This is a genomic window from Neoroseomonas soli (genome assembly GCF_018129065.1).
Lineage (GTDB): Bacteria > Pseudomonadota > Alphaproteobacteria > Acetobacterales > Acetobacteraceae > Neoroseomonas > Neoroseomonas soli.
This window is the reverse complement of the sequence record NZ_JAAEDM010000033.1, coordinates 16,618-38,986: the sequence shown is the minus strand read 5'-3', so window position 1 is coordinate 38,986 and position 22,369 is coordinate 16,618. Positions and strand designations below refer to the sequence as shown.

Genomic DNA, 22,369 nt, shown 5'->3' with positions numbered 1-22,369 from the left:
AGAAGGCGGCGGCCCTGCGATTGCCGGGGAAGGCTACACGAATTCGCCGCGCCACAAGGAGGGGCGGCGCGCTACTCCGCCGGGACCAGCGCCGCGCCCTGCCGCGCCGGAGCCCCGCGCCGCCAGGGCAGCGCCAGGGAATACAGCGCCGGCACCACCAGCAGCGTCGCCAGCGTGCCGAGCGTCAGCCCGCCGATCATGCCCACCGCCATCGGCCCCCAGAAGGTGGACTGCGTCAGTGGCACGAAGGCGAGCACGGCGGCGAGCGCCGTCAGCAGCACCGGCCGCGTGCGGCGCACCGTGCTCTCGATGATCGCCTGCCGCAGCGGCAGCCCGGCCTCCAGGTCCTGCCGAACCTGGTCCACCAGGATCTGCGTGTTGCGCATCACCATCCCGGCCAGCGCGATGACGCCGAGCAGCGCCACGAAGCCGAAGGGCGCGCCGAAGGCCAGCAGCGCGAAGGCCGCGCCGGGGATGCCGAGCGGCGCCGTCGCCAGCACCAGCGCCATCCGCCCGAAATGGCGCAGCTGCGCCATCAGCAGCACCAGCATGGCCACGGCCATCAGCGGGAAGATGGCAAAGAGCGCGGCATTGGCCTTGCCGGATTCCTCGGCCGTGCCCCCGGCCTCGATGCGCATGCCGACGGGCAGGGATTCGATCACCGGGGCCAGCCGCGCCTGCACGGCGGCGGCGACATCGGGCCCCTGCAAGCCGTCCAGCACGTCGGCTCGGACGGTGATGTAGGCCTCCCGATTGCGGCGGAAGAGGATCGGTTCCTCCGCCTCCGGCACCAGCCGCGCGACCTGCGACAGCGGCACCGGCCCCGCCGGCGTGGCGAGCGAGAGGTCGGCCAGCGTCTCCGTCGTCAGCCGTTCGGCCGCCGGTGCGCGCAGCACCACGTCCACCAGCCGGTTGCCCTCGCGATGCTGGGTCGCGGTCATGCCGGTCAGCAGCAGTTGCAGGGAGGACGCCACCTGCGCCGGCGACAGCCCGAGTTCCGCCACGCGCGCCCGGTCGAGTTCCAGCCGCAGGTTCGGCGCCCGTTCCCCCCAGGACATCGAGACATCCCGCGTCCCCGGCGTGGCGCGCATCGCGGCCATCACCTCGTCGCCGATGCGGCGCAGGTCCGCGGGGTCGGCGCCATGCACCCGGAACTGCACCGGGAAGCCGACCGGCGGGCCGAAATCGAGGCGCGAGACGCGCACCCGAGCCTCCGGCACCAGCCCCTCGGCGATCAGGCCGTTCAGCCGCGCGCGCAGGCGTTCGCGCGCCGGCACGTCGGGGGTCTGCACCACCAGCTTGGCGAAGGCCTCGTTCGGCAGGTCCGGGTTGAGCGCGAGGAAGAAGCGCGGGCTGCCCTGGCCGAGATAGGTCGTCACCAGCCGCGCATCGGGGTCGCCTTCCAGCGCCGCCTCGATGCGCCGGGCGGCGGCCAGCGTCGCCGCATGCCCCGCGCCCTGGCGCAGCGTCACGTCCACCAGCAGTTCGAGCCGCGCCGAGGTCGGGAAGAACTGCTTGCGCACCATCCCCATGGCCGCGAAGCCCGCTACCAGCACGCCGAGCGTGCCGGCGATCACCACGATGCGGTGGTCCACGCACCACGCCACCACCCGCCGCAGCGCGCGGTATCCGCGCCCGTCATAGGCGCCGTGGTGCTCGGCGCGCTTCGGCGCCGGCAGCAGCTTCACTCCGAGCCAGGGCGTGAACAGCACCGCGACGATCCACGAGGCGACCAGCGCCATCCCCACCACCCAGAAGATGCCGCCCGCGTATTCGCCGGCGCTCGACTTCGCGAAGCCCACCGGCAGGAAGCCCGCCACCGTCACCAGCGTGCCCGAGAGCATCGGCCCCGCCGTCGAGGTCCAGGCGAAGGTCGCCGCCCGCGCGCGGGACCAGCCTTCCTCCAGCTTCACCACCATTGCCTCGATGGCGATGATCGCGTCGTCCACCAGCAGGCCGAGGGACAGGATCAGCGCGCCGAGCGTCACCCGCTCCAGCTCCATCCCCGTCGCCAGCATCAGGATGAAGACGATGGCGAGCGTCAGCGGCACCGACAGCGCGACGATGATCCCCGCGCGGAAGCCGAGCGAGAGGAAGGACACCACCATCACCACGCCGAGCGCCGCGACGAACTTCAGCAGGAATTCGGCGACGCTCTCCTCGACCACATGCGCCTGGTCGACGATCTGCGAGACGTTCACGCCGACCGGCGTGATGCGGCGCTGCGCTTCCATCGCGCGGTCGAGGTCCGCGCCGAGCGTCAGCACGTTCACCCCCGGCTGCTTGCCGATAGCGATCAGCACCGCGGGCTCCCCGCCCTGGCGGATGCCATTCGCAGGCGGGTCGGCGAAGCCGCGCGTCACCTCGGCGATGTCGCCCAGGCGCAGGGACCGCCCGCCGGCCGCCACCGGCACGTCGCGGATTGCCGCCAGCCCGTCATAGCCGCCGCCGAGGCGCAGATGCAGCCGCGTCGCGCTGCCTTCCACCGTGCCGGCCGGGATCACCGGATTGTGCCGCGCCAGCGCATCGAGGATCGCCTGCGGCTGCAAGCCGAGCGAGGCGAGCCGCGCATGCGCGACCTCGACATGGATCCGTTGCGGCTGCTCGCCGAAGATCTTCACCTTGTCCACGCCGGGCACGCGCAGCAGGCGGGCGCGGATCGCCTCGGCCTGGCGCACCAGCTCGGCATTGTCGGCGCCGGTCAGGGCGTAGATCGCGGACCAGACGTCGGAATACTCGTCGTCGAAGAAGGGGCCTTGCACGCCGGCGGGCAAAGTGTGGCGGATGTCGCCCACCTTCTTGCGCACCTGGTACCAGAGGCCCTGCACTTCTCGCGGCGGCGTGGTGTCGCGCAGCACCACGGTCATCACCGCCTGGCCGGGGCGGGTGAAGGTCTCGATGCGGTCGAGCCAGGCGAGATCCTGCAACCGGCTTTCGATCGGGTCGGCGACCTGGGTCTGCATCTCCTCGGCCGTCGCGCCGGGCCAGGCGGCGGTGACGACCATGACCTTCAGCGTGAAGCCGGGATCCTCCGCACGGCCGAGGCGCAGATAGGCCATCGCCCCGGCCGCCGCGAGCACGAGGATGAGGAACAGGGTCAGCGCGCCATTGCGCACTCCCCAGTCCGAGAGGTTGAAGCGCTGCCCTTCCATGATGCGCCCCTCAGCGCAGCGTCGCGGCTGCGCGGGTCTGCACCACGCGCACCGTGCTGCCCGGATCGATCAGCTGCGGGCCGAGCGAGACCACCTTGTCGCCATCGGCCAGCGCGCCGCGCAGCGCGACCTGCGTCTCGCCGATCCGCGCGACTTCCACCGGCACGGCGGTGACGCGGCTGCCCTGCACCTTCCACACCATCGGCCCCTGGCCGCGGTCGTGCAGGGCGGAGACGGGCAGCACCACGACCGGCGCGCTTTCGGCACTCAGCCGCACCGTTCCGGTCATGCCGAGCGCCACCCAGTCGGGTGCGGCGGGCAGCGCGAAGCGGGCGGCATAGGTGCGCAGCACCGGGTCGGCCTGGGGCGAGACCTCCCGCAACCGGGCGGCCACGGGCGTGCCGGGGCGGGCCCAGAGCACGGCGCGGGCCTGGGCGCCGGCGAGGCCGGGCAGGGCGCCTTCCGGCACCTGGACCAGCAATTCGCGCTCGGCGGGATCGGCCATGCGCAGCACCGGCTGGCCCTCGGCGACGACCTGGCCGGATTCCGCCAGCAGCACCGTCACCACGCCGTCGGCGGGGGCGCGCAAAACGGTGTGGCCCAGGCGGTTGCGCGCGAGGTCGAGCGCCGCACGGGCCGCGCCGGCACGTTCCTCGGCGCCGCGGGCGGTGGTCTGGCGCTGCTCGTCATAGGCGGCCGCGACATGCCCGGCGGCGCGCAGCGCGGCGGAACGCGCGGCATCGGCCGCGGCGCGGCGGGATTCGGCCTCGGCGGCAGCGAGGTCGGCCTCCGCGGCGCGGACCGCGAGCGCGATGTCGGCAGGGTCGAGCCGCGCCAGTTCCTGCCCCGCCGTCACCATGGCGCCGACATCGACCAGCCGCTCGGCGATGCGCCCGCCGGCGCGGAAGCCGATATCGGCCTCCCGCCGGGACCGCACCACGCCGGCGAAGGCGCGCGGCTGCTCGGCGGGGGCGTAGCGGATTTCCGCTACCTGCACGGGCTTCGGGGCCTCGGCGGAAGCGGCGGCCTGCGGGCCGGGCTCGCGGCAGGCCGGCAGCAGGGCAAGGGCGGCGAGGGCAGGGAGGGCAGCGCGCACGGCTCGATTCCTGGGGGCCGCCGAAGCTATCCATTTCGACTGACGAAAGTCAATAATCGTCAGTGATCAATCTTCAGTCCCCGGATCAGCAGGTCGAGCATCCCATCCAGTTCCACCGCCAGTTGTGCCTCATCGGCGACACCCTTCTCGAGGCAGTCGGCGATCAGGACCGGGTGGGTCCAGGGAAAGGTCGCCTGTTTCAGTCGCCGCGCCGCAGCCACCGGATCGACCGGCGCGAATTCCGCCCGTGCCACACCGTCGGCCAGCACGCGCGCGAAGGCCGCTTCGATCCGTGCGACGAAGGCGGCGATGACGCCCCAATGCTCGCTCATGGCCGCCGAGACCATGTCGTGCATGCGCTTTTCCCGGAAGAAGAGTTCCAGGTGGCGGGCGTGCAGCAGGCGGAGCATGGCGCGCAGGCGCCCGGCCGCCGGCCCGGTGCCGTCGGCGATGGCATCGAGCTCGCCGCCGATGCCCGCGAGCAGCCGCTCGGCGATCGCCTCGTTGATCGCGCTTTTGGACGCGAAGTAGCGATAGACATTGGCCGGCGACATGCCGAGCTCGCGGGCGATGTCCGCGACCGCCGTCTTCTGGTAGCCGATGCTGCGGAACAGCGCCTCGGCGACCTCCAGGATGCGGCGCCGGGTCGCGGCGGCACGGTCCTCCTGCGCGGCGGCGACCGGGCTGGTCATGTGCTGATGGATTCCGTCAATCGTTAGTCATCTTCTAGGCCAGGCGGGGCCGCCATGCCAGCGCGGCGGTTGCCGTGCCTGCCGCGGCGCACCAATCTCAGGCTCTCGCGCGGGAAGAGGAGGAGTGCCGTGACAGGCGTGCCGGATGTCAGCCCGAAGGAAACCTGGGAAGCGCTGCGGAACGACCCGCAGGCGGCCCTCGTGGATGTTCGCACCGATGCGGAATGGAACTTCGTCGGCCTGCCCGACCTGGGTTCCATCGCCAAGCAGGCGGTGATGATCCCCTGGCAGATCTACCCGACCATGCAGTTGAACGGACATTTTGCCGACCACCTGCACAAGGCCGGGCTGACGCCGCTGCACAAGATCTACTTCATCTGCCGGTCGGGCGCGCGCTCGCTGGCCGCCGGCCAGGCGGCGCAGGCGGCGGGGTTCCCGCACGCCTTCAACGTCGCCGACGGCTTCGAAGGCCCGGTCGACGGCGCGGGCCATCGCGGCAACGTGGCCGGCTGGAAGGCCGAGGGCCTCCCCTGGCGGCAACGCTGACGGGCGGGCATTCTCCCCCGCCTCATCCAAAGGGGGAGAACGCCATGACGCCGCTGCCGCTCAAGACCGAGTTCCTGTTCCGCATCGCCCTGTCCGTCGGCACGCCGCAGATGGCCGGCACCGCGCGGAACGGGGAATTGCGTATCGTCCCCGTCACCGGCGGCAAGGCCGAGGGCCCGCGCTTCAAGGGCGAGGTGCTGCCCGGCGCCGCCGCCGACTGGCTGCGCGTGGACCCGGACGGCACCGCGCATATGGACGTGCGGCTGACGCTGAAGTCCGAGACCGGCGGCATCGTCTTCATGCACTACAGCGGCATCCGCACCGGCTCGCCCGAGGTGCTGGCGCGGCTGAATTCCGGCCAGGCGGTCGATCCTTCCGAATACTATTTCCGCACCGCCATGCGCTTCGAGACCGGGGCGCCCGAACTCGCCTGGATGAACCAGGTGATCGCGGTCGGCGTCGGCCAGCGGCCGCCCAGCGGGCCGACCTACGACGTCTACGCCGTGGCCTGACGGGCCGGCGCTCGCAGCCCGATCGCGCGGCCAGGCGCGATCGGGACCCGCGATGCGGGCCGCGGGCCGGCCCCGGGCAGGACCTCGCCCGGGACCGGGCGCCATCGCCGATATCGGACCGCCGGTATCGGACACGGATTTCGTCCGCTTTCCGAACTGATTCCCGCTAGACTTGCCCCCGGCCGGCGCGCCGCCGCACCCGCGAGCACGGGGGATTGAGGTCATGCAATGTCGATGGCTCGGGCCGGCGCCGAGGCCGGGCAATGCCGGCGAGCCACGGAACCGCCGCATGGAGGTCATCCTCCGATGATGCGCGACGCCCCCTGCCTGCGCCGCCTCGCCGCGCCGCTGCTGGCCCTGGTGATGCTCGTCGCCTGCACCAGCGTGCAGGTGCCGATGAACCGGCCGCTGCCGACGGACGCGGCGGGCCAGCCCGACTTCGCCTCGAACTACGGCGTCGGCACCTTCGCGCGCAGCATCGAGGCGGGTGATCCCGAATGGCCGGCGGCGCGCAGCGACCTCCTGGTGTTCGTCGCCTTCTCGGGCGGCGGCAAGCGGTCGGCGGCCTTCGCGCACGGCGCGCTGCGCGGGCTGCGCGCCATCCCGGTGCGGCCGCGGGGCGAGGCCGGTTGGACCATGCTCGACGACGTGGACTACATCTCGGGCGTTTCCGGCGGCAGCTTCCCCGCGGCGCATTACGGCCTCTACCGGGAACGGCACTTCGAGACCTTCCCGCAGGAATTCCTCAAGCGCGACATCAACGCCTTCATCTACGGCATCTACCTCTTTCCCTGGCGCTGGGACTGGCTGGTGAACCCGCTGGTCGGCACCAACGACTACATGGCCGAGATCTACGACCGGCTGATGTTCCGCGGCGCGACCTATGCCGACCTCCGGCGGCGCGGCCCGCCGCTGATCTCGGTGAACGCGACGGACATCACCAACGAGATCTCCTTCTCTTTCCTCGGCGCCACCTTCGGCCTGCTCTGCTCGGACCTGAACAGCTTCCCGATCGCCCGCGCCGTCGCGGCGAGCAACGGCTTCCCGGTGCTGTTCTCCCCCATCACGGTCGAGAACCACGCGGCGCGCTGCAACGGACGCAGGCCGCCCAATGCGCCGCCCGCGGCCTGGGCCTCGCCGGCGAGCCTGGTCTCCCGCCGCGCCGAGATCGCGCGCATCGCCAATGTCTATGCCGACCCGGAGCAGACGCGCTTCGTCCACCTCATGGACGGCGGCATCGCGGACAACCTGGCGCTGCGCGGGCTGATGAACCTCTTCGTGCGGCTGGATGCGAGCAACGAGATCTTCCGCGAGGCCGCGCGCCACACGCGCCGCATCCTCATCCTCAGCGTGGATGGGGAGGCGGCGCCGGACCGCAGCCTCGGCCGCCGGCGCGTCGTCACCGGCATCGGGCAGGTCTTCTCGGCCGTCAGCAGCACGCAGATCGACGCCTACAATTTCGAGACGCTGTCCCTCGCCGAGGAAAAGGTGGCGGCCCTGGTGCGCGGCTTCCGCGAGGCGCGCTGCCGGGAGGCGCGGCTGATCAACGGCTACCGCTGCGACGACGTGCAGGGCGAGGTGGTGCACGTCTCCCTCTCCGGCGTGGACGATCCGGTCCTGCGCGCCCGGCTGCAGGCGATCCCGACGGGGCTGACCATCCCGGAGGCGGATGTGGATGCGCTCGTCGAGTACGGCGAGCGCCTCGTGGCCGTGCATCCCCGCATCCGCGCCATCGCGGCGGATGGCGGGGTCAATGCGCCGGCGGACCAGACGGTGGCGGCAAGTGCCCCGGGGCGGGGCGGGAGGTGATGCGATGCGGAGCACCGGCACTCGCGACATGTGGGCAGCAGCCCTGGGAGGCAGCGCGGGCCGACGCGCCGTCCTGTGCGGGGCGGGAGTCGCGGCACTTTCGGCCACCCTCGCGGCCTGCGGCGCCGAGACGCCGGCCGGGCCGGATCCCACCAGCGGGCGCCGCCCGGAGGCGACGGTCGAACTCGAGATGGTCCAGGCCGCCTATTACGGCAGCGCCGCGACCGGCTCGGGCGAGATCGAGTATCGCGGCCGGCGCCACCGCTTCCGCGTGAGCGGGGCGGGACTCGGCGGCATCGGGCTGGCGCGCGTCCAGGCCTATGGCGAGGTCTTCAACCTGCGGGACCTGGCCCGCTTCCCGGGCGCCTATGCCGAGGCCAGGACCGGCTTCGCGCTCGGCGCCCTCGGCGGCGGCCAGTTGTGGCTCGAGAACGAGTCGGGCGTGATCATGCGCCTCCAGGCACGGCGGGAGGGGCTGATGCTCTCCCTCGGCGCCGATGCGCTGGTGATCGAGTTGGAGTGACGCGGGAGGCGGGCCGGCCGGGGGCATCCGGGGAAGGTGGCGATCATGGGTGGCCTCGCGACGCCCGCCCGGGCCTTCGGGGCCGCGCCGTGATGCACGACATCGGGTACTGGAGCAGGTCGTGGGTCTTCGGCGTCCCGCTCATCGCGCTGACCGTCGTGGTGCACGTGATCGGGCTGAGCCTGATCCGCGTGGCCTTCGCGCGCGCCTTCGGCCGCCGCGACATGCGCCGGGCGGCCTCGACGCTGCGCTTCGCCGTCGTGATGGGCGCGGCGACCGCGCTGGTCACGCTGCTGCACGTCGTGCAGGGGGCGATCTGGGCGGCCGCCTATGTGCTGCTCGGCGCGTTGCCGGACCCGCACGAGGCGATGCTCTATTCGCTGGGCGCGATGACCGCCTATGGCCACGCCGCCGTCTTCCTCGCGCCGGCCTGGCAGATGCTGGGCGCGCTGGAGGCGCTGAACGGCCTCATCCTCTTCGGCCTGACCACCGCCTTCCTCTACGGCATGATCCAGCAGGCCTGGCCGGGGCACGAATAGGCCGGCCCGGCTTCCCGCGCCGCCGGGCGGCCCGCCCCTTCGGCATCGATCCCGCGCGCGGCTGGCCCGCCGGCCGCGCGCGCGGACGCGCCGGGCCGATCCGCCGGGCGCATCATTCGTTGTAGTAGTAGTTGTTCACCACTGTGGGCGGCTGCGCGTAGTGGTTCGCGGTCGCCGCGGCGGTGCCGGCGGCAACGCCGACCGCGGCGCCCGCGGCGATGGTGCCGGCAGGATGGATCCAGGGCGTGACCACCACGGGCGGGCGGTAGTAGCCCCCGTAATGCGCGTCTCCCCAGCCATGCACATAACCATGATAGGCCCCGCCGGAGGCTGCGCCGCCCCAGCGGTAGCCGTCCGCCCCGCCTGCGTGCCAGCGGGTGCCGGCGGGCGTCACTCCACCGGCATGCCACCAGACGAGGCGGGCGCCCGGTGTGGCGGCGCGCAGCGCCTGGCGCGCCGCGCCGCCAGCCTCGATCGGCGCCGAGGCCGCGGCGGCGCTGGCAAGGGCGGCCACCGCCGCCGGAAGCAGGATCCTGCGCATGGCGAAGTGCTCCCCGGTCAGCGGTTGAGGTTGTGGTCCTGAAGCAGCTTGCGCCAGTCGACGAGGCTGCGCTCGCAGAAGCTGCGGTCCACGTCGTGCGAGGAGCCCGCGCCGAAGGAGGAGGAGAAGCGGAAGGCCGCATTCGCCCCCATCTGCGCCACCAGGATGCTGTTGAAGGCGAGCACCGCCTGCTGTGCCGCCGGGCGTTCGCCTTCGGGCAGGCACTGGTACGCGTGACCGGCCATGAGGCCGAGGTTCACCAGGCCGCGGTCCAGCCCCTCCGGCGTGACCGCCGTTGCCGGGGGCGATGTCTGCGCCGCGGCCGGTCCCGCTGCGGCAATGACCAGGAGCGCGGCACCCAGGATGTTCCTGCACATCTCCGTCCCTCCCCGATGCGGGGGACAGCCTAGCCGAAAGCCGGCGCCCGCCGGGCATTCATTCGCCATCCGCCTTCGGCGCGGGGCGGCGCGGAGGAAGCCCGTGGTCCCCGTGCAGCGGGGCGCCGCCGCGGATCGCCATGCGATCGCCGCGGCGGCGCCCGGCCGTGATGCCGCGCCGGCTCAGTTCCTCGGCACGTCCAGGCGGCTGAGGATCGGCCGCCACTGCTGGTCCGACCGGCGGAGGAAGTCGGCGAAGTCCTGCGGCGTGCCGCCGGCGAGGAACTGGCCCTCGTTGGTCAGCCTTTCGCGGATGCGGGCATCCTGCAGCGCCTCGTTCGCCGCCGCGTTCACGCGCTCGACGAAGTCCGCCGGCGTGCGCGCGGGCGCGAGCAGCCCGAACCAGGACAGCACGTCGAGGCCCGGGGCGTAGGCCGTGGTCGTTGGCACCTCGGGGGTGGAATCCACGCGGCGCGCGCTGGTCCAGGCGATCAGCCGGCCCTGCTGGTTGCGGTGGGTCGGGATGGCGGTGCCGCCGGCGACGATCAGCATGTCGAGGTCGCCCGCGAGGAAGGCGGCGAGCTGCGCCGAATCCCCACGATAGGTCACGTCCTGCATGGTGATGCCGAGGCGCTCCATCACCATCAGCATCGCGACATTGGTCAGCGTGGTCGGCCCGTTGGTGCCGTAGGTCATCTGTCCCGGCCTGGCCTTCGCCGCGGCAACCCAGGCCGCCACATCCACCGGCCCGCCGTTCAGGCGGGAGAGGATGCCGAAGGGGAAGGTCGTCGCCAGCATCACCGGCGCGAAATCCTCAAGCTTGTACGGCAGGTTCGGGATGATCACCGGGTTGATGGTCAGCGTCGTGCCGGCGGCCATCAGCAGCGTGTGGCCGTCCGGCCGTGCGCGGGCGACGTATTCCGCCCCGATGATGGTGTTGGCGCCGGGGCGGTTCTCCACCTGCACGGTCTGGCCGAGGGTGGCCGTCATGCGCTCGGCCATCAGGCGGCTCACGATGTCCGTGCTGCCGCCCGGGGCGAAGGGCACGACGATGGTGATGGGGCGCGCCTGGGCGCCGCCCTGCGCCAGGGCGGGCCGTGCCAGGCCGGCTGCGGCGAGGCCGCCGAGCAGCGGGCGGCGGGCGATGCGGAAGGTCATGCGGTTCTCTTTCCTGGCGTGACGCGGGCCGTGCTCTGCCGGCGCGGTTTCGCGGCGCAGTCTCGCCCTTATCGCGCCGTCGCGCTACCGCCGCCCGGCGCGCTGCCGGTCACGGTCGCGCCGCGACGATCCAGAACGCGCCATCGAGCACGATGCCCTCCGGGCCCTCGAGGCCGGCATAGGCGGCGGTCACGGCGCCGAGCACGGCGCTGCGCAATGCCGCATCCTGCGGATCCATCGCGCGCGTCAGCGGACCGAAGCGGATCGAGAACTCGGCTGCGTCCGCCACGCCGCCGGGGCCGCCAAGCCGCATGCGTTCGTCATGCGGTGCAACCTCGATCGTCCTGAAGCCGGCTTCCTGGAGGATGCGCCTGATCCGTGCCGGATCGGCGAGCGAGAACATCCCGGGTTCCTCCGGCCCCGGCACCGGCACCGCCCCCTCGGGCAGCAGCGGCTTCGCGGCCGCGAGCGCGGTGGTGATGTACGGGTTCTCCGCCGGCGTCCGGAAGCAGACGAACACGAGGCGGCCGGAGGGCTTGAGCGCGCGATGGAGATTGCGGAAGGCCTCGACCGGCGCGCCGAAGAACATCACCCCGAGGCGCGAGAGCACGAGGTCGTAGGCGCCCCGCGGCAGATCGTGGCGGCCGGCGTCGGCGAGCGTCAGCATGACCTGCGACAGCCCGGCCTCGGCGATGCGGGCCTCGGCACGCGCCAGCATCGGCGCGGAGATGTCGACGCCGTGCACCTGGCCCGAGGGCCCCACGCGATGCGCGAGGTCGAGCACGGTCGCCCCGCAACCGCAGCCGACATCGAGCACATGCTCGCCTGCCCGCACCTCCGCGCGGGCCATGATCGCTGCCAGGAGCGGAGCGAGAAGGGTGTCGAGCCTGTCCTGCAGCGTCACCCACGGCGCCGTCGCGGGGCTGTTCCAGTAGCGGGCCTGCCTGGCGTCGGGGTCATCGTCCGCTGGTGTCGCCGGTGGCTCCTTGCCGGATCCCATGGGGCGTCTCCTCGCGCGGCGGCCTTGGCCGCTGCGTCAGGCTGGCATGGTTCGCGGCCGCAACTCAACCGGCATGCGCGCCGGCCGGCGCCTGGGCGGCTTCCGTTCGCTTCGGCCCGCGGCGACCGCTCCAGCCACCCGCTTTCGCGAGCATCTTCACCCGATCAGTGGTTTCGCCCGTTCGGGATCAGCTCTAGCCCCGCCCCGCGAGTTGCCGGTTCTCGAGGCGTGAGAGCAGCCGCACCACCGGCCAGAGCAGGATGAAATACGCCACCGCCGCCGCCATGATCGGCGTCGCGTTGTAGGTGACGCTCTGCGCCTGCCGTGCCTCGAAGAGCAGTTCGGGCAGCGCCACAACGCTGGCGATGGAGGTGAGCTTCACCACCTCGAGCGTGTTCGAGATCAGGTCCGGCAGAACGTTCCGGACCGCCTGCGGCAGCACGACATAGGTCATGGTCTGCCCGCGCGTGAGGCCGGTGGAGCGCGCCGCCTCGAGCTGCCCGCGCGGCACGCTCTCGATGCCGGCGCGCAGGATTTCCCCGTAATAGGCGCCGGTATTGAGGAAGAAGCCGATCGCCACCGCCCCCCACGGGCCGACATCGACGCCGACGAAGGGCAGCCCGGCGAAGATGAAGACCAGCAGCACCAGCGGCGGCAGGGCGCGGAAGGTGTCCACCCAGACGCGCAGCGGCCACTTCACCCAGGGCGAGGGGAAGGTGGTCAGCACCGCGAGGATGATGCCGCCGAGCAGCCCGAGCGGCACCACCAGCGCCGAGAGCAGCAGCGTCGCCTTGAGCCCCTGCCAGAGGATCGGCCAGGCTTCCTGGACGATCTGCCAGTTGAAGAAGGTGTCGAGAAAGAGGTCCATGGTCCTAGGTTCCGACCATGCGATTCACGCTCCGCTCCTCGCCCGCGGCTGCGGGGCTCCGCGATCGCATGGTCAGCGCTTCCACGCGAAGCGTGTCTCGATCCAGCGGCCGAGCACGACGACGGGGAAGAACAGCACCAGGTAGGCGATCGCGCCGAGGGTCAGCGGCGAAGGGTTGAAGGAGAAGGACACCCCCGCATTCGCCGCGCCCAGGATGTCCGGCACCGCGACCACCGAGGCGAGCGCCGTCCCCTTGGTGATGGCGATGGTGCGGTTGGTCAGCGGCGGGATGGTGATGCGCAGCGCCTGCGGCAGCACGACGAAGCCGAGCGTCTGCACGAAGCCGAGGCCGGTGGAGCGCGCTGCCTCCCACTGGCCCTTCGCGACGGAGGTGATGCCGGCCCAGAAGATCTCCTCCGAGAAGGCCATCAGCACCAGCGTCAACGCGAGCCATGAAGCGACGAAGCCCGACAGCTCGACACCCGCGTTCGGCAGCCCGAAGTACAGCAGCACGATGATGACGAGCGGCGGCAGCGCGCGGAACAGGTCAACCACGAAGATGATCAGCCAGTTCAGCGGCCTGATGCTGAAGGTGCGCACCAGCGCCAGCAGCAGCCCGAGCGCCAGCCCCGCGGCGATGATGCAGAGCGCGAGCACGACCGTCAGCCCGAAGCCATCGATGATCTTCGGCAGGTACTGCGCCATGACGCGCGCGTTGAAGAAGCTGTCGGTGAAGCGCTCCCAGCCGGTCATGGCTCAGTGGCGTTCGATCTGGGAGATGAAGGCGCGGGTGCGCTCGTGCTTCGGGTCGGCGAAGATCTCGGCCGGCAGGCCGCTCTCGACGATCATGCCGTCGGCCATGAAGACCACGCGGTCGGCGGCGGCCTTGGCGAAGCCCATCTCGTGGCTGACCACCACCATGGTCATGCCGTCCTCGCGCAGTTCCCGCATCACCGCGAGCACGCCGCCGACCAGTTCGGGGTCGAGCGCGCTGGTCGGTTCGTCGAACAGCATGACGCGGGGCTCGAGCGCGATGGCGCGCGCGATCGCCACGCGCTGCTGCTGCCCGCCCGAGAGTTGCAGCGGGTAATGGTCCGCGCGGTCGGCCAGGTGCACGCGGTCAAGCGCCGCCTGCGCCTTCGCCTCGGCCTCCGCCCTGCCCAGCCCCAGCACCTTGCGCAGCGCCAGCATGACGTTCCCGAGTGCGGTCATGTGCGGGTAGAGGTTGAAGGACTGGAACACCATGCCGATGCGCTGGCGCGCCTTGTTGATGTCCGTCTTCGGGTCGAGCATGTCGATCCCGTCCACCGTCACCGAGCCGGAGGAGGGCTCCTCCAGCCGGTTCAGGCAGCGCAGCAGCGTGGACTTGCCCGAACCCGAGGGGCCGATCAGGAAGACCAGCTCCTTCTCGACCACCCGCAGGTCGACACCCTTCAGCACGTGGAGGTGGCCGAAATGCTTGTGGATGTCGCGCGCCTCGACGATGGGCGCGCGCCCTGTGGTGGTGCTCACCCGCAGTTCGGATTCTGTGGCGTCGGGTCATAGCCCGGCATGTCGGGCGGGCCGTAGCCGGGGAATTCCATGCGCTCGGCCTGGTCCGGGCCAGGCGCGTTGCCGAACCAGCGCTCGGACAGGCGCGCGACCGTGCCGTCGCGCTTCATGCAGGTCAGCACGTCCTCGACCTGGTTGCGCAGGGCGCCGCTGTCGCGCCGGAAGGGCGTGCCCCAGTGCAGCCGCGTGCCCGGCAGCACCCAGTCCGCCACGAACTGCGGCGTGCGGGACGCCGAGTAGCGGATCACCGTATTGCCCGAGAGGTTCGCATAGGCGCGCCCCTGGATCACCGCCTGCGCTGCATCCGCCTGGCTGTCGAAGGCGAGCAACGTCAGGTTGAGCCGCTCGCGGTTGTTCACCACCCACTGTTCGTAGGGCGTGCCCTTGTTCACGCTGATCGCCTTGCCGCGCAGGTCCTCCTCCGAGCGGATCGGCGCGGTGCCGCGACGGATGCCGAACTGGAGCTCCGTCCAGATGTAGCCCTCGGTGAAGAGCAACGCCTCGGCGCGTTCGCGCGTGACCGTCGTCGGCGCGCAGAGGAAGTCGTAGCGCCCGGCGTTGAGCGCCGGGATCAGGCCGGAGAAGGAGGCATTGTCGATCACGATCTCCCGGCCCATGCGGCGGGCGACTTCGCGGAAGAGGTCGATCTGGAAGCCCTGCACGCCGCCCTGGAGGTTCGGGAAGGAGTGGGGGGCGAAGGTTCCGTCCACGGCGCAGCGCAGCGGCGGCTGCCCCTGCGCGAGGGCCGGCCCGGCGGCGACGGCCGAGATGAGGGCAGCGGCGAGCAGCCTGCGCATGGTGAAACCTCCCTTGATGATCCTCGTCCGTGCATCAATTCCAGATGGCTGCCCTGCTGTCCATGCGGGGATCGCCACAAAACCGCCCCCGTAGCGTCCCGCTGCCGCCGCCGCAGGCAGTTTCACTGGTGGATGAACGGAGCAACGCCATGCCTGTCATCCCCCTCGCCATGATCACCGCCGGACTGGTCGGGAACCTGCTGCTCGTCGCGCTGCTGCTGGGCGACGCGACGGCGCCCGGGCGCATGTCGCTCGCGGTCGCCGCGGTGCTCGCGCTGGGCGGCGCCGCGCTGATGCTGGGCGGGCTGATGATGCTCGAGCCGCGGCGCGGCGGCCCAGCCGATCACCGTTCCTGATGCCGGTTGTCCATCCCGCGGAAGACGATCAGCGGGCGTGACGTTCGCGCCCTGGGCGACATCTCGAGCCAATCGAGGAATTCCACCAGCACCTTGCCGGTGATGTCCGCCACATGGAGGCGGTGTGCCGCCTCCGGCGTGTACCAGCCGAGCCGTTCCAACTCGCCCGATCCGGCGATCTCCCCATGCACCGCCTCCGCCGGCACGGCGAGGAAACGGGCATTGAAGCGGATCGGCCGGCCCGAGGGCGTGACCGCCCGGCAGACGTAGTGCAGCGCGCCGAGTTCGGCCGCCACCGCTTCCCCCCGCCTTTCGCCCAGCACCAGGCCGGTTTCCTCGAAGAGCTCGCGCGCGGCGGCGATGCCGATGGCGCGCGCCCGGGCCGCGGTGGCGTGGCGTTCCAGCATACGGCGCGCCGCCGCGCCCAGTTCGCTCAGCGCCGGCTGGCGGTGGTCGTCGGGGTCCACCCGCCCGCCGGGGAAGACCATGACATCCGGCATGAACCGGTGGCGCGAATGGCGCTTGCCCATCAGCACCTCCGGCCCGGTGGGTCCGAGGCGCCAGACGATCAGGCTGGCGGCATCCCGCGGCCGCACGATGCGGCGGGCATGGCCTTCGGCATCCGCCCCGCCGGGATTGTCGGCGGCGGGGTGCTCGTGGCGCGATTCAGTCAAGGGTGAATCCCCGCAGCCGCAGCCAGGTGCGGAAGCCGAAGCGCTCGGGCACGGATAATTGCCGCGCCGCGTTCTCCGACCAGGTGCAGCCTTCCGGCGCCGGCCCGTGCACCTCCGGGTAGCGCGGCTTCTGGCGCGGGCGCAGCGCGTCGTAGTCGGCCAGCGCGAGGTCGAGCCCGGAATCCGCGTAGCGTTCGCGGTGCACCACCGCGGAGGGCGGCAGGCGCGGCGTCACCTCATTGCGGGAAGCAGGCCAGCCGAGGCTAAGCCCGGCCACCGGATAGACGCCTTCCGGCAGGCCAAAGAGCGGGCCGACCTTCTCGATATGGCTGCGCACGTAGGAGATCGGGCAGGTGCCCAGCCCCGCCGCATCGGCCGCGGCAATCGCCATGCCCATCGCCAGCGCGGCGTCCACCGCGGTGTTGAGGAAGGTGTCCATGTTGTTGTTGGCGTGCGCGCGCCCATGCAGCTCGCAGGCCCGCTGGCCGCGCCGCATGTCGCCGCAGAACAGCAGCAGGACCGGCGCGTCCTTGATCCAGGGCATGGTGCCGATCCAATCGGCCACCCTGGCGATCTTCGCCGCGTCCCGGGTGACGACGATCGAATACTGCTGCAGGTCCGACTTCGACGGCGCCGACTGCGCCGCGGCCAGGATGGTGTCGAGCAGCGGGTCGGGCACCTCCTCGCCGCGGTAGCGCCGCGTCACGCGGCGGTCGAGCAAGGCGGCGAGGGCCGGGGGAACGTCCTCGGGCGGCTCGAAGGGGACGGAGCCGTAGCGGGCGTGGATCAGGTCGGCGGGAGTCATGCGTGCAGCGTGGCACCGCCGTGGCCGGACGGGAAGATCACGGGTCCGGGCTCGGCCAGGCCAGGCGGAAGCGCTCGAAGACGGGGCCGGTCCCGGAGGCCCGAGCGATGGGCCGTCCCGAAGGCCTCGACCGCCGGCGAGCGGTCAGGCACGGACCACCCAGGCGTCGGCGACCGTCACGCCCTGGCCCTCGGCGTGGACGATCATCGGGTTGATCTCCGCCTCCGCGACCTCCGGCACCGCGGCGAGGAGCGAGACGGCGACGATGGCTCGCGCGAGGGCATCGAGGTCGCCCTGCGGCAGCCCGCGCCAGCCAGCCAGGGGCTTCAGGCCCTTCACCTCGGCGATCATGGTGCGGGCTTCGCCGAGGCCGACCGGGGCGCAGCGCAGGGCCGTGTCGCGGTGCAGCTCGGCCATGATGCCGCCGGCGCCGACCAGCACGACCGGCCCGGATTCCGGGTCGCGCCGGAAGCCGATGATCGCCTCGGCCAGCCCCTTGGCCATGGGCTGCACCAGGAAGCCGGTGACGGCCGCCGCCGGCGCCTTTTCCCGGACCAGCGCGAGCATGGCCGCCGCGGCGTCCTGCAGCGCCGGCGCGTCGGCGATGTTCAGCGCGACGCCGCCGACCTCGGTCTTGTGGGCGAGGTCCGGCGACAGGATCTTCAGCGCAATCGGATACCGCAGCCCTTCCGGCACGGCATCGGGCGTCGCCATCACGGCGAAGGCGGTGTCGAGGCCGAGCGCGCCGAACAAGCGGCGCGCATCCGCCTCGTCGGGCCGGGCCGGCAGGGCGTGCACGACAGCGGGTGCTGCGGGCATCGCGCGCGGCGCCTGCCATTCGATGAAGGCGCGGATCACGTCGGCGCAGGATTCCGGCGTGCGGAAGGCCGCAATGCCGGCCTCGCCCAGCATGCGCAGGGAGACATCGGCCTGCGGCACCAGGAACGCCGCGACCGGCTTCCCCAGCCCGGCCTGCGCCGCGCCCAGGATGCCGGCGACCGCATCGGCGGGCCGGAACTGCGCCGAGGAGCCGATCACCGACAGGGCAAGGTCGGTGTGCGGATCGGCGGACAACGCCGAGAGCGCCGCCTTCACCTTGTCTGCCCGCGTGCCGGCCAGCGTCACGTCGATCATGCGGCCATGGTGCGGCAGGCCTGCGGCCTTCAGTCCCTCGACGGCCGTGGCGTCGGGGGCGCGCGTCTCGATGCCGGCGACGCCGAGCGCATCCACCGCCATCGCCCCGCCACCGCCGGTCGTGGTCATCACCGAGACGGCACGCTTCGGCGCCGCGAGCGGCCTGCGCCCGATGAAGAGGGCAGGGGCTTCGAGCAGCGCCTCGATCATCGTCACGCGTGCGATGCCGTTGGCGCGGAAGAAGGCGTCCGCCGCCGCGTCGGACCCCGCCAGCGCGCCGGTGTGGCTGTTCGCCAGTTCCGCCCCGAAGGCCGAACGCCCGAGCTTGAAGGCGATGATCGGCTTGCCCGCCGCGTGCGCCCGGCGCGCCGCCTCGGCCAGCAGGTCGGCGCGGCGGATGGCTTCGAGGAACAGCAGGATGGCGTCCACCTGCGGGTCGTCCACCAGCAGGCCGGCGATCTCGCTCGCCGTCAGGTCGGCCTCGTTGCCGGTGCTGATCAGGTGCGAGAAGCCGAGCCCCCGCGCCGCCCCGCGCGCCATGATCGCGCCGAGCATCGAGCCCGACTGCGACACCAGCGCGAGCCGGCCGGCGGGCAGGCTCTCGGCTTCCAGCGCCGCGTTCACGCTGCAGGCCGTGCGCGAATTCAGGTTGATCAGCCCCATGGAGTTCGGGCCGAGGATGCGCACGCCTGCGGCCTGCGCCGTCGCCAGCAAGCGTGCCTGGCGCGCCTGGCCTTCCGGCCCGGCCTCGGCGAAGCCGTCCGCGAGGATGGCCGCGACCGGGATGCCCTTCGCGGCAACATCGGCGATCACGCCTTCCACATGCTCCGTGCCGAGCAGCAGGTAGGCGAGGTCCACCGGCCCCGGGATGTCGGCGATGGTGGGATAGGACTTCTCCCCGAGCACCGTTTCGGCGCGCGGGTTCACCGGGTAGAGATCCCCGTCGAAGCCGTGCTTGCGCAGGTAGATCTGCGCCCGCGCCGTCAGCCGGGCGGGGTCCGCCGAGGCGCCGACGAGGGCGATGCGGCGAGGGTTCAGCAGGGCGGGGGCGAGGGCATTCATCGGGGGACGTTCCGGCTCAGCGCGACCCCTGCGCGAGGCAGCCTTCCGGCGGCGCTGCGGGCGGGGCGACATGAAGGGCAAGGAAGGAGGGCTGCGGCGCATCGGCCGGCAGCAGCGCAAGGTCGAGCGCATGCAGGGTGACGTCGCCCTGCGCGATCCGTGCGCGCGTCGCGGCGCGGGCAAGCAGCTCGCGCGTCGGCCGTATCACCAACGCGCGCCGGCCGGCTTCGAGGCCCGGCAGGCCGTCGAACAGCACCACGGCGGCCGGCTTGGCCCAGGGGATGTTGGTCGGGATGCGGGAAAGGTGCCGCGCGGCATCTGAAAACGCGCAAGGCGCGGCACGCTCGACCGCCTCCAGCGCGGCGGTCGGCGGCAGGCGCATCGCCGCGTCCTGCGTCTCCGGCGTCTGGGCGGCCGCCACGGCGGGCAGGGCGGCAGCGAGCACCGCCACCACCGCCCGCCGCATCGGGAACCTCATACCGGCCAGCCTTTCGGCTGGCTCGGCATGAGCCTTCGTCTTGCGCGCAGCCGCCACACCAACCCTGCGCGCGGATACGCCCGGCAAAGATGCCGGACGTATCAGATCGGGTCCCAGCAGAAGACGTCGCCGGACCGCTCGAGCTTCGAGAAGCCCTGCGCCAGCGACGGCAGCGCGTATTCGGCGATCGCTTCCGGCGTCCAGCCGGCCTCGCGGTGCACCGACTTGATCGGGCGGATCTGGCTGTAGACGAACAGCTCGTTCATGCGCGGGGAGAAGATCTGACCCGTCACGTCCTTCGCCGCGTCGGAGGCGAGGAACACCGCGAGCGGCGCGTTCTTGTCCGGCGTCATCTGCATGATGCGCTCGACGCGGCGCTTCTGCTCCGGCGTCTCGGCCGGGATGGTGCCGGTCATGCGCGACCAGGCGAAGGGCGCGATGCAGTTCGAGCGCACGTTGAAGCGCGCCATGTCGAGCGCGATCGACTTCGACAGCCCGACGATGCCGAGCTTCGCCGCCGAGTAGTTCGCCTGGCCGAAATTGCCGATCAGGCCCGAGGTCGAGGACATGTGCACGAAGGCGCCCGACTGCTGCTGGCGGAAATGACCGGCCGCGGCGCGGGAGACATAGAAGGACCCGTTGAGGTGCACGGCGATGACCGCGTCCCATTCTTCCGGCGTCATGCGGTGGAAGATCTGGTCGCGCAGGATGCCGGCGTTGTTCACGACGATGTCGATGCGGCCGAAATGATCCAGCGCCGCCTGCACGATCTTCTGCGCCGAGGCCCAGGTGGACACGCTCTCGGTCGAGATCTCGGCCTGGCCGCCCTTCTGGGCGATGATCGCCTTGGTCTGCTGGGCCGGCGTCGCGTCCTGGCCCTCGCCGGACACCGAGGCGCCGATGTCGTTGATGATGACCTTCGCGCCCTGCGCGGCCATCATGATGGCGATCTCGCGCCCGATTCCGTTGCCACCCCCGGTGACGATCGCGACCTTGCCTTCGAGCATATTCGGCATCTGGCGTATCCCTCCTCGGTCCTTAGCCGGCTAAGCTTCTAGACCCGGCCTCGCGGGGCGTGAAGCCGCCCCCTTGGGCGTCGTGCCGGGTTGCCGGGCCGCGATCACGCCCTAACATGGCCGTGTCCGGGAAAAAGGGGTTGCCGTGGCGTTCGTATCGCTCGAAGGCGTGGGCAAGACCTATCGCGGCCGCACCGGGGCCTGGGAGGCGGTGCGGGATTTTTCGCTCGATCTGGCGGAAGGCGAGTTCTTCTGCCTGCTTGGCACCTCCGGTTGCGGCAAGACCACGGTGCTGAACATGGTCGCGGGGTTCGAACAGCCGACGGCGGGGCGCATCCTGCTGGACGGCAGGCCGGTGGACCGCCCCGGCGCCGACCGCGGTGTGGTCTTCCAGGGGCATGACAGCCTCTATGACTGGCTGACCGCGCTCGACAACATCGGCTTCGGCCTGCGCCTGCGCGGCCTCGGCAGGTCCGAACGGCGGGCCAAGGCCGAACATTACCTGACGATGGTGGGGCTGACGGGGCAGGGGGCGAAGCATCCGACCGAACTCTCGGGCGGCATGAAGCAGCGCATCCAGATCGCCCGCGCGCTCGCGAACGACCCGCGCATGCTGCTGATGGACGAGCCCTTCGGCGCGCTCGACGCCATGACGCGCGCGGTGCTGCAGGGCGAACTCAGCCGCATCTGGGCGGAAACGCGCAAGACCGTGCTCTTCATCACCCACGACATCGAGGAAGCGGTGGCGCTGGCGACGCGCGTCGGCGTCATGAAGCGGGGCCCCGGCGGCACGCTGAAGGCGGTGATCCCGGTGGACCTGCCCTTCCCGCGCGAACGCACCTCCGACGCCTTCATGGCGGTGTTCCGGGAGGTCCACGCCCTCATTCACGACGAGATCCACGGTGCGCACTGACGGCCTTGCCACCGCCGGGGGCTATGTTGCCGGCTTCGCGCTGCTGTTCCTGGTCTGGCACCTGGCGGCGACGGTGCTGGTGTCGTCGGTGCTGTTCCCGCCGCCCCTGCCGGTGCTGGAACGCGCCGTGGTGCTGATCGAGGACAACATCCTGCAGGAGCAGATCGTCGCTTCCATGCGTCGCATCCTGCAGGGCTTCCTGATCGGGTCCGCAATCGGCATCCCGATCGGCCTCGCCATCGGGTCCTTCAAGCTGATCCGCTGGCTGCTCGAGCCCTGGACCGAGTTCTTCCGCTTCATCCCGGCGGTGGCGATGATCACCGTCGCGGTGATCTGGTTCGGCATCGGGGAGGAAAGCAAAATCTTCCTCATCGCCTACACCACGGTCTTCGTCGTCGTCATCAGCACCGCGGCGGGAGTCGGGGCGGTGGGGCGGGACAAGATCCGCGCGGCGCAGTGCCTCGGCGCCTCGCGCCTGCAGGTCTTTGCGCTGGTGGCGCTGCCGGCGACCGTGCCCTACATCCTGACCGGGATGCGGCTGGCGATGTCCAACGCCTTCGTCACCATCGTGGCGGCGGAACTGATCGCCTCGAACGACGGCCTCGGCAAGCTGCTGTGGGATGCACGCCTGTTCATGCAGGTGGAGGACATCTTCGTCGCCCTGCTGGCCCTCGGCCTGCTTGGCTTCGCGACCGACCGGATCTTCCGCTTCCTCATCCGCGCCTTCGCGGGGCGCTTCAACGCAACAGTCTGAACAGGGAGACCAGGAA

The 22,369-nt window shown here is 71.7% G+C and carries 24 protein-coding genes; 8 read left to right on the top strand and 16 right to left on the bottom strand.

Annotation, left to right across the window (positions count from 1 at the left end; all coding sequences use genetic code 11):
- Positions 1-71 precede the first annotated feature (71 nt).
- Genes GXW76_RS13355 through GXW76_RS13345 form a run of 3 tightly spaced genes read right to left on the bottom strand, consistent with a single transcriptional unit; the run spans position 72 to position 4,940 of the window.
- Entirely contained in the window at positions 72-3,152 is a 3,081-nt protein-coding gene (locus GXW76_RS13355; RefSeq protein WP_211862565.1) for an efflux RND transporter permease subunit, read from the bottom strand.
- Positions 3,153-3,162: 10 nt separating this feature from the next.
- On the bottom strand, positions 3,163-4,248 hold the full coding sequence (locus tag GXW76_RS13350) for an efflux RND transporter periplasmic adaptor subunit (RefSeq protein WP_211862563.1): 1,086 nt from the start codon (positions 4,246-4,248) through the stop codon (positions 3,163-3,165).
- 59 nt (positions 4,249-4,307) lie between these two features.
- A complete protein-coding gene (locus tag GXW76_RS13345) occupies positions 4,308-4,940 on the bottom strand; it encodes a TetR/AcrR family transcriptional regulator (RefSeq protein ID WP_211862561.1) in 633 nt (210 codons plus the stop codon).
- 129 nt (positions 4,941-5,069) lie between these two features.
- Here GXW76_RS13345 and GXW76_RS13340 point away from each other — a divergent pair, with 129 nt between their 5' ends.
- The 5 genes from GXW76_RS13340 to GXW76_RS13320 all read left to right on the top strand — a co-directional run bounded on the left by GXW76_RS13340 (position 5,070) and on the right by GXW76_RS13320 (position 8,869).
- Positions 5,070-5,486 (top strand): rhodanese-like domain-containing protein, encoded by a 417-nt coding sequence (locus GXW76_RS13340; RefSeq protein ID WP_338150956.1) that lies wholly within the window; start codon positions 5,070-5,072, stop codon positions 5,484-5,486.
- Between the two features lie 44 nt (positions 5,487-5,530).
- Positions 5,531-5,998: a DUF3237 domain-containing protein gene (locus GXW76_RS13335; RefSeq protein ID WP_211862557.1), complete on the top strand. Its 468-nt coding sequence runs from the start codon at positions 5,531-5,533 to the stop codon at positions 5,996-5,998.
- A 306-nt stretch (positions 5,999-6,304) separates the two neighbouring features.
- Entirely contained in the window at positions 6,305-7,807 is a 1,503-nt protein-coding gene (locus tag GXW76_RS13330) for a patatin-like phospholipase family protein (protein WP_211862556.1), read from the top strand.
- Positions 7,808-7,811: 4 nt separating this feature from the next.
- Positions 7,812-8,330: a hypothetical protein gene (locus GXW76_RS13325; protein WP_211862554.1), complete on the top strand. Its 519-nt coding sequence runs from the start codon at positions 7,812-7,814 to the stop codon at positions 8,328-8,330.
- Positions 8,331-8,422: 92 nt separating this feature from the next.
- On the top strand, positions 8,423-8,869 hold the full coding sequence (locus GXW76_RS13320; protein ID WP_211862552.1) for a hypothetical protein: 447 nt from the start codon (positions 8,423-8,425) through the stop codon (positions 8,867-8,869).
- 112 nt (positions 8,870-8,981) lie between these two features.
- Here GXW76_RS13320 and GXW76_RS13315 read toward each other — a convergent pair whose 3' ends face one another.
- From GXW76_RS13315 to GXW76_RS13280, 8 genes are all read right to left on the bottom strand, one after another.
- Positions 8,982-9,410 (bottom strand): hypothetical protein, encoded by a 429-nt coding sequence (locus tag GXW76_RS13315; protein ID WP_211862551.1) that lies wholly within the window; start codon positions 9,408-9,410, stop codon positions 8,982-8,984.
- A 17-nt stretch (positions 9,411-9,427) separates the two neighbouring features.
- Positions 9,428-9,787 (bottom strand): hypothetical protein, encoded by a 360-nt coding sequence (locus GXW76_RS13310; protein WP_211862550.1) that lies wholly within the window; start codon positions 9,785-9,787, stop codon positions 9,428-9,430.
- Between the two features lie 183 nt (positions 9,788-9,970).
- The gene (locus GXW76_RS13305) at positions 9,971-10,945 is read right to left on the bottom strand and encodes a tripartite tricarboxylate transporter substrate binding protein (protein WP_211862549.1); all 975 of its coding nucleotides are present in this window, start codon (positions 10,943-10,945) and stop codon (positions 9,971-9,973) included.
- Between the two features lie 109 nt (positions 10,946-11,054).
- Complete coding sequence (locus tag GXW76_RS13300) at positions 11,055-11,945, bottom strand: class I SAM-dependent methyltransferase (protein WP_211862548.1); 891 nt, start codon at positions 11,943-11,945, stop codon at positions 11,055-11,057.
- A 193-nt stretch (positions 11,946-12,138) separates the two neighbouring features.
- Positions 12,139-12,813, bottom strand: coding sequence for an amino acid ABC transporter permease (locus tag GXW76_RS13295; RefSeq protein ID WP_211862547.1), 675 nt, complete (start codon positions 12,811-12,813; stop codon positions 12,139-12,141).
- A 72-nt stretch (positions 12,814-12,885) separates the two neighbouring features.
- Positions 12,886-13,566 carry an amino acid ABC transporter permease gene (locus GXW76_RS13290; protein ID WP_211862546.1) on the bottom strand — a complete coding sequence of 227 codons (681 nt, stop codon included), beginning with the start codon at positions 13,564-13,566 and terminating at the stop codon, positions 12,886-12,888.
- 3 nt (positions 13,567-13,569) lie between these two features.
- Entirely contained in the window at positions 13,570-14,325 is a 756-nt protein-coding gene (locus tag GXW76_RS13285; RefSeq protein WP_338150955.1) for an amino acid ABC transporter ATP-binding protein, read from the bottom strand.
- Positions 14,322-15,161, bottom strand: a complete 840-nt coding sequence (locus tag GXW76_RS13280; RefSeq protein WP_211862545.1) for a transporter substrate-binding domain-containing protein — start codon at positions 15,159-15,161, stop codon at positions 14,322-14,324. Before GXW76_RS13280 ends, GXW76_RS13285 begins: the two co-directional genes overlap by 4 nt.
- Before the next feature lie 149 nt (positions 15,162-15,310).
- Between GXW76_RS13280 and GXW76_RS13275 the strand changes: the two genes are divergently transcribed.
- Positions 15,311-15,517, top strand: a complete 207-nt coding sequence (locus GXW76_RS13275; protein ID WP_211862544.1) for a hypothetical protein — start codon at positions 15,311-15,313, stop codon at positions 15,515-15,517.
- Here GXW76_RS13275 and GXW76_RS13270 read toward each other — a convergent pair.
- From GXW76_RS13270 to GXW76_RS13250, 5 genes are all read right to left on the bottom strand, one after another.
- Positions 15,505-16,191, bottom strand: a complete 687-nt coding sequence (locus GXW76_RS13270; RefSeq protein WP_246514242.1) for an NUDIX hydrolase — start codon at positions 16,189-16,191, stop codon at positions 15,505-15,507. The two genes, GXW76_RS13275 and GXW76_RS13270, sit on opposite strands and share 13 nt — an antisense overlap.
- Positions 16,184-16,996 carry a nitroreductase family protein gene (locus GXW76_RS13265; RefSeq protein WP_211862543.1) on the bottom strand — a complete coding sequence of 271 codons (813 nt, stop codon included), beginning with the start codon at positions 16,994-16,996 and terminating at the stop codon, positions 16,184-16,186. Before GXW76_RS13265 ends, GXW76_RS13270 begins: the two co-directional genes overlap by 8 nt.
- Positions 16,997-17,140: 144 nt before the next feature.
- Entirely contained in the window at positions 17,141-19,192 is a 2,052-nt protein-coding gene (locus GXW76_RS13260; protein ID WP_211862542.1) for an acetate--CoA ligase family protein, read from the bottom strand.
- Positions 19,193-19,208: 16 nt separating this feature from the next.
- Positions 19,209-19,670, bottom strand: coding sequence for a hypothetical protein (locus tag GXW76_RS13255; RefSeq protein ID WP_211862541.1), 462 nt, complete (start codon positions 19,668-19,670; stop codon positions 19,209-19,211).
- A 101-nt stretch (positions 19,671-19,771) separates the two neighbouring features.
- Positions 19,772-20,686, bottom strand: coding sequence for an SDR family NAD(P)-dependent oxidoreductase (locus GXW76_RS13250; RefSeq protein WP_246514241.1), 915 nt, complete (start codon positions 20,684-20,686; stop codon positions 19,772-19,774).
- Between the two features lie 145 nt (positions 20,687-20,831).
- Here GXW76_RS13250 and GXW76_RS13245 point away from each other — a divergent pair, with 145 nt between their 5' ends.
- On the top strand, positions 20,832-21,599 hold the full coding sequence (locus tag GXW76_RS13245) for an ABC transporter ATP-binding protein (RefSeq protein WP_211862540.1): 768 nt from the start codon (positions 20,832-20,834) through the stop codon (positions 21,597-21,599).
- Complete coding sequence (locus GXW76_RS13240) at positions 21,589-22,353, top strand: ABC transporter permease (protein WP_211862539.1); 765 nt, start codon at positions 21,589-21,591, stop codon at positions 22,351-22,353. Before GXW76_RS13245 ends, GXW76_RS13240 begins: the two co-directional genes overlap by 11 nt.
- Positions 22,354-22,369: the final 16 nt, after the last annotated feature.

Bases quoted from the DNA above. Each gene is read 5' to 3' on its own strand.
- GXW76_RS13355 (WP_211862565.1), bottom strand. From the start codon at position 3,152: ATGGAAGGGCAGCGCTTCAACCTCTCGGACTGGGGAGTGCGCAATGGC.
- GXW76_RS13345 (WP_211862561.1), bottom strand. From the start codon at position 4,940: ATGACCAGCCCGGTCGCCGCCGCGCAGGAGGACCGTGCCGCCGCGACC.
- GXW76_RS13335 (WP_211862557.1), top strand. From the start codon at position 5,531: ATGACGCCGCTGCCGCTCAAGACCGAGTTCCTGTTCCGCATCGCCCTG.
- GXW76_RS13330 (WP_211862556.1), top strand. From the start codon at position 6,305: ATGATGCGCGACGCCCCCTGCCTGCGCCGCCTCGCCGCGCCGCTGCTG.
- GXW76_RS13325 (WP_211862554.1), top strand. From the start codon at position 7,812: ATGCGGAGCACCGGCACTCGCGACATGTGGGCAGCAGCCCTGGGAGGC.
- GXW76_RS13320 (WP_211862552.1), top strand. From the start codon at position 8,423: ATGCACGACATCGGGTACTGGAGCAGGTCGTGGGTCTTCGGCGTCCCG.
- GXW76_RS13315 (WP_211862551.1), bottom strand. From the start codon at position 9,410: ATGCGCAGGATCCTGCTTCCGGCGGCGGTGGCCGCCCTTGCCAGCGCC.
- GXW76_RS13310 (WP_211862550.1), bottom strand. From the start codon at position 9,787: ATGTGCAGGAACATCCTGGGTGCCGCGCTCCTGGTCATTGCCGCAGCG.
- GXW76_RS13305 (WP_211862549.1), bottom strand. From the start codon at position 10,945: ATGACCTTCCGCATCGCCCGCCGCCCGCTGCTCGGCGGCCTCGCCGCA.
- GXW76_RS13300 (WP_211862548.1), bottom strand. From the start codon at position 11,945: ATGGGATCCGGCAAGGAGCCACCGGCGACACCAGCGGACGATGACCCC.
- GXW76_RS13295 (WP_211862547.1), bottom strand. From the start codon at position 12,813: ATGGACCTCTTTCTCGACACCTTCTTCAACTGGCAGATCGTCCAGGAA.
- GXW76_RS13290 (WP_211862546.1), bottom strand. From the start codon at position 13,566: ATGACCGGCTGGGAGCGCTTCACCGACAGCTTCTTCAACGCGCGCGTC.
- GXW76_RS13280 (WP_211862545.1), bottom strand. From the start codon at position 15,161: ATGCGCAGGCTGCTCGCCGCTGCCCTCATCTCGGCCGTCGCCGCCGGG.
- GXW76_RS13275 (WP_211862544.1), top strand. From the start codon at position 15,311: ATGCCTGTCATCCCCCTCGCCATGATCACCGCCGGACTGGTCGGGAAC.
- GXW76_RS13265 (WP_211862543.1), bottom strand. From the start codon at position 16,996: ATGACTCCCGCCGACCTGATCCACGCCCGCTACGGCTCCGTCCCCTTC.
- GXW76_RS13260 (WP_211862542.1), bottom strand. From the start codon at position 19,192: ATGAATGCCCTCGCCCCCGCCCTGCTGAACCCTCGCCGCATCGCCCTC.
- GXW76_RS13255 (WP_211862541.1), bottom strand. From the start codon at position 19,670: ATGAGGTTCCCGATGCGGCGGGCGGTGGTGGCGGTGCTCGCTGCCGCC.
- GXW76_RS13250 (WP_246514241.1), bottom strand. From the start codon at position 20,686: ATGCCGAATATGCTCGAAGGCAAGGTCGCGATCGTCACCGGGGGTGGC.